This window comes from Chroococcidiopsis sp. [FACHB-1243], from assembly GCF_014696895.1.
In the GTDB taxonomy this organism is placed as follows: domain Bacteria; phylum Cyanobacteriota; class Cyanobacteriia; order Cyanobacteriales; family Chroococcidiopsidaceae; genus Chroococcidiopsis.
The window spans coordinates 1-10,006 of record NZ_JACJQX010000088.1 but is presented as its reverse complement, the minus strand read 5'-3'; the positions used below and the strand labels follow the sequence as shown (position 1 = coordinate 10,006).

At 41.2% G+C, this 10,006-nt stretch carries 10 protein-coding genes; all 10 read right to left on the bottom strand.

What is annotated here, in order from left to right; genetic code table 11:
- Positions 1 to 386, bottom strand: a 386-nt coding sequence (locus H6G17_RS31015; protein WP_192162393.1) for an NAD-dependent epimerase/dehydratase family protein, incomplete at its 3' end; no start/stop codon positions are given.
- Between the two features lie 151 nt (positions 387 to 537).
- Positions 538 to 1,260 carry an acyltransferase gene (locus H6G17_RS31010; protein ID WP_192162391.1) on the bottom strand — a complete coding sequence of 241 codons (723 nt, stop codon included), beginning with the start codon at positions 1,258 to 1,260 and terminating at the stop codon, positions 538 to 540.
- Between the two features lie 102 nt (positions 1,261 to 1,362).
- Positions 1,363 to 2,460: a DegT/DnrJ/EryC1/StrS family aminotransferase gene (locus tag H6G17_RS31005; protein ID WP_192162389.1), complete on the bottom strand. Its 1,098-nt coding sequence runs from the start codon at positions 2,458 to 2,460 to the stop codon at positions 1,363 to 1,365.
- A complete protein-coding gene (locus H6G17_RS31000) occupies positions 2,457 to 3,497 on the bottom strand; it encodes a Gfo/Idh/MocA family oxidoreductase (RefSeq protein ID WP_192162387.1) in 1,041 nt (346 codons plus the stop codon). The genes H6G17_RS31005 and H6G17_RS31000 overlap by 4 nt, the downstream gene beginning before the upstream one ends.
- A gap of 126 nt (positions 3,498 to 3,623) precedes the next feature.
- The gene (locus tag H6G17_RS30995; protein ID WP_192162385.1) at positions 3,624 to 6,158 is read right to left on the bottom strand and encodes a glycosyltransferase; all 2,535 of its coding nucleotides are present in this window, start codon (positions 6,156 to 6,158) and stop codon (positions 3,624 to 3,626) included.
- A 58-nt stretch (positions 6,159 to 6,216) separates the two neighbouring features.
- The gene (locus H6G17_RS30990) at positions 6,217 to 6,723 is read right to left on the bottom strand and encodes an acyltransferase (RefSeq protein WP_192162383.1); all 507 of its coding nucleotides are present in this window, start codon (positions 6,721 to 6,723) and stop codon (positions 6,217 to 6,219) included.
- Positions 6,724 to 6,754: 31 nt separating this feature from the next.
- Positions 6,755 to 8,029 carry a polysaccharide ABC transporter ATP-binding protein gene (locus H6G17_RS30985; protein ID WP_192162381.1) on the bottom strand — a complete coding sequence of 425 codons (1,275 nt, stop codon included), beginning with the start codon at positions 8,027 to 8,029 and terminating at the stop codon, positions 6,755 to 6,757.
- Between the two features lie 15 nt (positions 8,030 to 8,044).
- Positions 8,045 to 8,878 (bottom strand): ABC transporter permease, encoded by an 834-nt coding sequence (locus tag H6G17_RS30980; protein WP_192162370.1) that lies wholly within the window; start codon positions 8,876 to 8,878, stop codon positions 8,045 to 8,047.
- A gap of 125 nt (positions 8,879 to 9,003) precedes the next feature.
- A complete protein-coding gene (locus H6G17_RS30975; RefSeq protein ID WP_192162368.1) occupies positions 9,004 to 9,597 on the bottom strand; it encodes a hypothetical protein in 594 nt (197 codons plus the stop codon).
- Positions 9,598 to 9,618: 21 nt separating this feature from the next.
- A complete protein-coding gene (locus H6G17_RS30970) occupies positions 9,619 to 9,810 on the bottom strand; it encodes a hypothetical protein (RefSeq protein WP_199317152.1) in 192 nt (63 codons plus the stop codon).
- Positions 9,811 to 10,006: the final 196 nt, after the last annotated feature.

Here is a 10,006-nt window from a genome sequence, read left to right as displayed (position 1 = left end):
ATGCCGTAGATGGAGGCAGAGGAGGCGGCGACTACTTTTTTGACTTTTGCATTCACCGCCGCTTCCAAGACGTTGAAAGTCCCATTAGCTAGAACTTCCATTGCCAAGCGCGGTTCTTGAGCGCATTGAGTGATGCGGATCGCTGCCTGGTGGAAGACAAGATCGACACCTTGCATCAGATCGGCAAGCAGTTGGCGATCGCGAATGTCACCTTCGACAATCTTCACCGAACCACGCTCTAGTGACAAACGCAGATTTTGCCGATCGCCGCGCGTAAAGTTATCAAGCACGACGATTTCAGCTACTCCCTGCTCAATTAATAAGTCAGTGATGTGAGAACCTACTAAACCAGCCCCGCCCGTAATTAGTACTTTGTCAACCTGCATTTTGCTAAAAACCTAGTAGAGTACTTGTGAGATTGCAACTTTAACTCGGAAGCGATCGCCGTGCAGTCCGTCTCGTCTAATGGCGATCTCTGCTCGTAAATAACTTTGTTGAGTATTCAATCAGAAACTCCAGCACCAGCCAGCTACATTGCTAAACTCCGTAGCTACTTGCATGTTTTGCCAAGTCCTCTGATGATTCGTATCCATCACGCCAGCGAAGAAAACGAGCCGGAACGCCAGTAACAATTGCAAATGGTGGTACGTTCTTGGTAACAACTGCGCCCGCACCAACAATGCTACCTTTGCCAATTGTGACTCCAGGTAAAACAACCGCGTTCATACCAATATCGGCTCCAGCTTCAATTTTGACTGATTTGATTTCTAGGTCTGTTTGAATAATCGGAACGTCAACAGGTAATCCAGTATGGGTTGAACCTAAAACTTTTGCACCTGGTCCCCACCCAACATTGTCTTCAATTATTAAGTCACGCGCATCAAAATAGCTTTGAGGACCGATCCAAACTTGGTTACCAATTACGCACTTACCATCAAATCGTCCTTGAATGTAACTTTGCGAACCAATGAACACGCGATCGCCAATCTCAAACGTTTCTAAATGTTTGAAGCCTACTCCACTACCAATCCGAACTCCATGTCCAAATCGCTGCGCTACCGCTCGCCAAATAGCTCGTCGCATCAGTCCATCAAAATCTCCATCGCCGATCGCAAAACGCGAGTGCAGCTCAAGTAATCCCTTTTGTCCATACTGGTTGAGGAGATATTCTGCTAATCCAATTTCAAAATTAGGATCTGGCTGAAAGTCTTTCAAGCCATGAACGGCTTGGACAGTTCTTATCCTATCTAGTTCAAACATTGTCTTCCTCAACTATTTCCTGACTAGCTCTAGGATCGCGGCAAACATAGTACAGACAAGCTGCATCATATAAGTTTTGCTGTTCGAGAAAATTGTCAAGTATCAGACATATTCAGCAATTACCGCATTGACAATCTGGGTTTGTGAATCTGCGGTCAATTCTGCATACATTGGCAAGGATAAAACTTCCTTTGATGCCGCTTCTGAATGAGGAAACGCGCCAGCTCGATAACCTAAGTCGGCATAAGCTAGTTGTAGGTGTACCGGAATGGGATAGTGAATGCCTGTTTGGATTCCTTTCTCTTGCAGCTTTTGTTGTAAAGTATCCCGTTGCTGCGATCGCACGGCATAGACATGGTAAACGTGATGGCTGTAAGGCATCGCTGTCGGAGTTTTCACACCTGCATTTGCTAGCGGTTTGTCATATCGTGCGGCGTACGCTCTGCGTGCCTCTGTCCATTTGTCTAAATGGCGTAACTTCACCCGCAAGATCGCTCCCTGGATGCCGTCCATCCGGTAGTTGTATCCCTTAAAGACATGGTGATACTTGCGTTCTTGCCCCCAGTCGCGCAGCATCCGCATTTTGCGCTCGTATTCGGGATTGCTGGTGACGACCATACCACCTTCACCACATGCCCCTAAGTTTTTCCCAGGATAAAAGCTGAAACAACCAATGTCGCCAAGACTACCAACTCGCTGCCCTTTGTACTCGGCTCTGTGTGCCTGTGCTGCATCTTCAATCACAACGAGATCGTGACGGCGAGCGATGTCAAGAATCGGTTCCATGTCGGCTGGTTGACCGTACAGATGCACTGGTAGAATTGCTTTGGTGCGCTCGCTAATTGCTGCTTCAATCTGGGTTACGTCCATCGTGTAGGAAACCGGGTCGATATCGACGAACACGGGTTTAGCTCCGGTGTAACAAATTGCTGCCGTAGTTGCCACGAAAGTAAAAGGCACGGTAATCACTTCGTCACCCGCACCAATACCAGCGGCTAATAATGCTAAGTGGAGAGCGCTAGTGCCTGTATTGACAGCAATGCCAGAATCGGCATTACAGTAATGAGCGAACTCTTCTTCTAAAGCGACAACTTCGCTGCCTAGCACAAATTGCGTACTTTCTAAAGCTTTGAGAACGGCAGTATCAATTTCGTCTTTAATGCTCAAGTACTGCGCTTTGAGGTCTATAAATGGGATCATGCTGCTACCTCCGTTGTGTTTAGTTCAATTAATCGCCCTTGCTGCTTGATGGACTGGGTAGCAGCCTCCAGAATTTTTACGACCCGCAGTCCTGCTTCCCCGTCACTGATGGGGCGATCGCTTTGCTTAATACAATCTATAAAGTGCAGTCCTTCTGTCCGTATTGCCTCGGTCATATCCAAGTGCGGAGCCCACATATCCCCTGCACGGTAGCCAATGAGCATTTGATATACGCTTTCGGCAGAGTTGCTATTGAGGGTAATTCCCTTGTCGTAAATCTTCACCTTCTCGCTCGGTTCTAAGTCATCGTAGACAATCATGCGCTGGCTGCCACCAATTAATGTGCGGCGAACTTTGACTGGTGCTAACCAGTTGACGTGGAGATGAGCCATCAAGTTGTTTTCAAAAAATAACGTTAAGTAGGCAATGTTTTCCGGTTCTCTGGGAACGTGGCTAATACCTGTAGCTGAGACAGCATAAGGTTGGTATGGCAGTAGATAGTCCATAATCGAAAGGTCGTGGACTGCCAAATCCCACAATACGTTCACGTCATGCTGAAACAGTCCGAGGTTAACGCGCACTGAATCGTAGTAATAAATATCGCCGACAACTTTAGTGGTAATCAGATCGTGCATCTTGCGAACAGCACCCGTGTAAACAAAGGTGTGATCTACCATCAACACTAGGTTGCGCCGTTGAGCTTCCTCAATTAACCTCATTGCCTGTTCGGAGGAGGTCGTCATCGGTTTCTCTACCAGTACGTGCTTGCCAGCTTGCAATGCTGCTAGAGCTAAATCGAAGTGAGTAGAAACTGGTGTAGCGATCGCCACGGCATCGATCTTTGGATCTTTTAATATGTCTCGATAATCGGTCGTAACTTGCAAGGTCGGATATCGTGTCTGCGCTTTTGCCAGCAATTCTGGTTTAAAATCACTCACAGTTCTTACCTGCGCTCCTGGGATTTCAGAGAAATTTCTCACCAGGTTAGGACCCCAGTAACCATAGCCAATGACACCTATAGAGATCGCATCTTTCATTATTGTTACCTAACTAATTTTTTCAACTAATAAGCAAGTGCTGTAATTCACACACAATCAAAATGACTTTTTCTCGATCGCGGTACTAATTTCAAGTAAAATCAAGTCACAACTTTTACAGATCGGCTATATTGTTTCGCATTCCAAATTACTCAAGCGATCGGCATCTATTGCAGTCGGTAGTGTTCGAGCGCGATCGGTTCTCTTTAAAATGGCATATCCATTTCTTAGAAAAAGATTTTGAGCAACTATGGCATAGCCCGATTGTGCTAGCAATCTATGAAGTAAGTTGTGGTTAGATAAGGAGTTGATACTGTCAATCACAACAAACTTGGCTCTGTGAATTTCATCAAATTCAGCAGAAATATCAAATTTAGGATCGCCGATTAATATCATATCAAAATAGTCAAGCTGATTTTCTTGTCTGATTTTTTTTATTGTATTTTCAGCGAGTTTTATACTATTTAAGTCTTTGCTATTTTGATACAAGCTATTGAATAAGAATCTGCAATCGTTTTTATTTAAATATTTGCAAAAAATAGCAGACTTTGAAATTTCTCTTGTATTGGGCACACTTTTTTGATAAATTAAAAAATTATGAAATTCAACTAAAGAGTCATGTAAATAGCGTTGCTGTATTTTTTGAACTTTTGTCGTAGGTAGATCGACACAAAATATTTTTATTTTATTCTGACTTTTTTGAATTCCCGTGAAAAATATCTCAGATGTTTTTAACCTAGTCAATGCACCAATTGTTAAAAACGTTTTGATGTTCTCCTCCTGTGTCAGTTTCTTAATCGCAGAGAAAAACTCGTCATTTTGAAATATTGACAAATGGTAAGGTAGAAAACAGCCAAACGATTCTTCTAAGCTATTTAATAGCTGAATTACTCTTGGCTTCAATTTAGATTTTATTTTTAAAGTTATCCGTCTAGTAAACCTAAAATTAATATATGAGGAAGTGGGTAATAAACTATTAAATTTTATCATTTTTCTTTTAAAGGCAAAATTTAATAAATTATTAATAATGTATTTGAACTTTAACGATCCTTCTTGAAAAAATTGTTCTTTTGAACCGGATGCGTTATTTAGGTTTTCTGCAAAAGTCAACTGCTGGCAAGCTTTTAGCATGGTACAAACATTAGTAACCCAGTCGCTAAAACTCCACTTCGGTAATTGGTGAACGCTAATTCGATAGTTTGACAAATTATTGTCAGGTATGGCAACTTGTTTCTCTGAATTATTTAAAACCTCAATCGCCCAACGCACGCGATCTAGTTCGGGATGGTTAAGAGAAGGAAACTGATTAATACGTTCTGTCGCCTCGCTTAGCTTTCCTTGACAAAGGAGGATAATAATTAGGTAAGCCCACTCTACTGGATCGGGTTCTGAAGCTTTATTTAAAACCAGTATGCATTCAATTGGTTGTAGAATCCACGAGAGTGCTTGCTGAGCATTTCCTTTATAAAGGCTACATATTGCCAAACGTAATTTTGGTTCAGGTAGCATTTGGATTAAAGAATTTAGACAGCATAAATATAAAGATTCTGCTTCATCATATTTACCATTCCAGAGTTTTTCATCTCCTTGATGGAGAAGTATTTTATCAACTGTATTATTAATAATATGCATACTTTTAATTCTTGAAATTTCTTCTACAAGAGTCAGCTCTCCAAAGGGGTTATTCTGAATAATTTTTTGACCCGGCTTAATTATTTTATTCAGATTAAACCATTGAAAGATTTGATCTCGTTGTTTGAAGGTATGCTGAGAGTGAACTAGTTGATAGCCTGCATTAGTAATTCTCTCAAGTTCTTCTGGGTTTTGAAATAGGTAATCAATTTTATCTAATACATCAGTTTCGTCAGCAAAAACACAATTTTGCATATCAACGAAGCCAGCAGCTTCTAAAGCTGGAGTTTTTTCTGTAATTAGACAAGATTTACATGCGGGAATTTCAAAATGTTTACGCACAACTTCTCTGACTATTGTGCCGCAAGCTGGTACAAACCAAGAGGCATTGATCGTGCGTGCGTACTGCTGACCGTAAAGCATTCGGAATGCTGTTTTCTCTTCGTATCCAAAGTGGGGACTAATCAAGGATGGATAAGCTTGAGATACAACCTTCAAAATTTGTTGTCGCCAAGGATAAAAAGAAGTGTTACTACCTGTAAAAAGCACTGGTATAGTTTTAGAACATGCATAATCTCGATATAAATCGGGATCGATAAAATTAGACCACGTAAATATGCGATCGCCAAGTTCGGGCATATACTCAGCAGAACGTACAGATAAACTAAATAATGTTTGTATACCCCAATTTTCTATATCAGCAATAAAAGCGGATCGAGCTTCACAAAAACAATCTGCATGATAAAAACCCAATTTAGGTATTTCTGGATAAACAGAAGTGTTTTGAATATTTAGACGAGTATATCCCCAAGCTGATATGCCAATTTCAAAAAGCGTGATTTCCGGTTGATACCGATCGCAAATTTCTTGGTAGTCACAATCTTCATTAATTACAGTGACATCAAAGAATTCTGCTAAACAATTAACTTGTTGTTGATAGTGCAATCGCACAAATTTAGCTATATGTTCGTATTTTCTTTGAAAATATACGAGTTTTGGTTTATTTATTAACTCGGGAATAGCGTTCATTAAAGCGTCTCTGTAAAATTTTTGTAGGCGATCGCGCTACTTTGATACAGCTAAAATATCAACTGTCAAGTACCAATTCTAAGTTTTGAGAGCGATCGCGCACGTCACCAATAATACGTGCAGGTACTCCAACTACAATTGCATAATTAGGAACATCATGAGTTACTACTGCTCCAGCTCCAACTATCGCTTTTTCTCCAATAGTCACGCCTGGTAGGATAGTAGCATTACTACCAATAGAAGCACGGCATTTTACTAAAGTCTTGATTACACTCCAATCAGCTTCAGTTTGCAAGCTTCCATCTTTATTTGTGGCTTGCGGATAAAGGTCATTAGTAAACATGACTCCATGACCAATAAACACCTCATCCTCGATCGCAACCCCTTCACAGAGAAAACTGTGAGATGAAATTTTACACCGACTCCCTACAATGGTATTTTTTTGAATCTCTACAAAAGTACCAATTTTAGTATCGTCACCAATTGTGCAACCATAGAGATTCACAAGTTGAGGATGAAAAATATTCACATTTTTGCCAAATTTTACATCATCTTTGACTGGCATTTCTTATCTACCTATCGCTTTCAATATAGAATTAATTCTTTTCCACGCTATGCCAAACTGCTTCTTCTAAATACATACACTCATGAGATTGCCATTGGCATTCTTCCCGTTCAATACCGTGCATAGTGACTTCAAAAGGACAAATATTAGAGATATTTTCTAACACAGTATTGCTACGAATTTCAGATAACCATGTAGTTATAGTGTACGAACCCATGTATAACCTAAACTTTGGGATTTCACATCGCACAATAAAATCTCCTGGTTCTCGGCGAAAAGGAGCCTTAGCATCGTAAAACCAGAAAATACAAATAGATTGTTGTAGCTCATTAACTACATTAAAAGAGAACCATAAAGTTTCATGCGGTTGAGTGATATGTAATGCAAACTCGAACGTAATGGGTTTACCCCAGCAATGAATTCCTTGTTCTTCAGAAGTATACACCCGCGCCCAGGCTATATAGTTGTTTGTTTTGTTTGTAGGAGCTTGGTAATAAGGAAGTTTTTCAGAATCATTTTTTTGCTCAGCTAGATATAAGCGTACTGCTTTATCACTATGACCATCAAATTGAATATTCCCTTTGGAAAGTAATATGCAACGCTTAGTTAGTTGAGCAATAGCTTGCATACTATGGCTGACGAATAAAACTGTGCGTCCTTCTTTATTTGACACATCACTCATCTTTCCCAAACATTTTTTTTGAAATGCTGAATCGCCTACTGCTAAGACTTCATCCACAATCAAAATTTCTGGTTCCAAGTGAGCAGCAACAGAGAAAGCAAGACGAACGTACATTCCAGAAGAATAACGCTTGACTGGAGTATCTAAAAACTTTTCAATTTCAGCAAAGGCAACAATTTCATCAAACTTTTTTTTTATCTCGGCTCTACTCATGCCTAAAATAGAACCGTTGAGATAAATATTTTCTCGTCCAGTTAGTTCGGGGTGAAATCCCGTTCCTACTTCTAGCAAGCTTGCTACTCGCCCTTTAGCAATGATATGTCCTCTAGTAGGTTCAGTGATGCGACTCAAAAGTTTTAAGAGTGTCGATTTTCCTGCACCATTGCGTCCAATAACACCAATAGCTTCACCTTGTTTAATCTCAAAAGAAACGTCTTTTAATGCCCAAAATTCTTCACGATTTGGCTTGGAAATCTGGCGACCGCGAGGCTTTAAGAAGCAGCTTTGAAAAGTTTTAACTTGCTCTGTCAGCGTATCTCGTAGTGTGGTGTAACGTTCTTGTTTTTGATGACCAAGAATGTATTTTTTGCCCAGGCTTTCGACACGAATTACTGAGTTTGACATATTTATAGTCTTTATTTAAATTACGTCCGCAAACGATCGCTCTACCTTGCGAAAATACCAGATGCTACTAGCAAATAGTAAAACGACTAATCCGACAGACAACATGAATCCTTGCCAATAGAGTTGAGTCTCTCCACCAAGAATTGCCCAACGAAAACCATCAATAACACCCACCATTGGGTTAAGTGAATAAACTAAACGCCATTGTTCGGGTACGATGCTGCTACTAAAGCCAACCGGAGAAATATATAACCCAAACTGGACGATGAACGGCACGATAAAGCGAAAATCACGGTATTTAACATTCAATGCCGATAGCCACAATCCTCCACCGATAGCAGCAACAAAAGCGATCGCCATAAATAATGGTAATGTTAAAATTCGCCAGGAAGGAATAAAGTTATACCATGCCATTAGACCTAACAAAATCATGCCTGAGACTAGGAAATCTACAAAACTGACAACAACTGCACTAGCAGGCACAATTAAACGGGGGAAGTAAACCTTGGAAATCAAATTAGCATTAGAAATAAGACTATTGCTACATTCTGCAAGAGCGCTAGCAAAAAATTGCCAAGGTAACATAGCTGCAAACACCATAATTGGATATGGTGCGCCCTCAGCAGGTAGTTTTGCGAGTTTGCCAAATACTACTGTAAAAACAATCATGGTTAAAAATGGGCGCACCAATGCCCACGCAATACCGATCGCAGTCTGCTTGTAACGCACTAAAATGTCTCGCCAAGCCAAAAAGTAAAATAACTCGCGGTAGCGCCATAAATCTTTCCAGTACTGGTGTTCTGTTCTACCAGCTGCAATAATTAATTCAGATTGACTGTGGTTTGTCACAAGTAGTCAGCAGTAATTACTTAGTAAATGTCTTGTAAGCTTGTACGAAGGGCAGGCTACAAGCCTACCCCATAAACGATTGATGTTCTTTTCGATCGCAACTTCTGAGGTTGTTCTCTAAAAAACTAGGGGCGGGCATTAGCTTTTGGAGAATTAGTTTTTGTCAAAGCTTCCGCTAGTTGTAACAGTGCTGCTTTTACCGCTTGCAATTGTGGCGCAGCAACTTGCAAAAAGTTTCCGCTACCGCCATTAATTAAACCATTGTAGGCTTCTATAGCCCCTACTAATTTACCTGGAGAAATTACACTACCAGAAGTTAGTCCTTGCAAACTTTTGACAAACCCTGCCGCTAGTTTTGCATCTGCACCCGCCGCAACTAAAGTGTTTTGAAATTGAGTGGCAGCTGAGGTAGAATTTCCAGTCGCAGTCAGTATACTTGCTAGTGCTTGCTGCGTCTCTACAGGAATACCAGCGATCGCTCCTTTTGCCAGTAAACCGTTAAGCGCAGCAGCAGCCCGATCGATCGCAACTTGAGCCGCAGGATTAAAATCGCCATTTCTTCCTGGAGCAAAAGCACCGCCCACAATATCGCCAGTAGTGATAATAAAACCCGTGATATCTGACTGGTTGTTGCTCTGAGCCAGAGTTGGTAACGAACTAACTAGCAGAGACGATCCTAAAGCTAAACCTAGAAACAGCTGGCGTTGAACATTCATCATTTTAATTCCCCTCGTCACGACCTAAAAACGACTGACATAACCGACACCAAGAACGAATCGAGTACCATCACCAGCATTGCCAGTGACATCGGCAAGAGATGGAGTAATGACTAGAGGTAGACTTCGGAAAGGTACGACAGATACACCTAAGTTCAGATCTTGACCCGTCCAGTCTGCAATTAGGGAAAGCTGTTCGGTTGCTTGCAAGCCCATGCTGCCAAAAACATTAACCGTATCGTTACCATCCTCTACATCCTCTTCCGAACGGAAGCGACCACCACCTAAACCTACTGAGGTCGTAATCTTACTACTAACCAGAGCATAGAATGGTGAACAGTTTTAGGCAGCGGAGTAAGCAACATGTTTCTCACGAAAAAAGTTTTGTACAACGTGTGGTTGACGTTGTGTA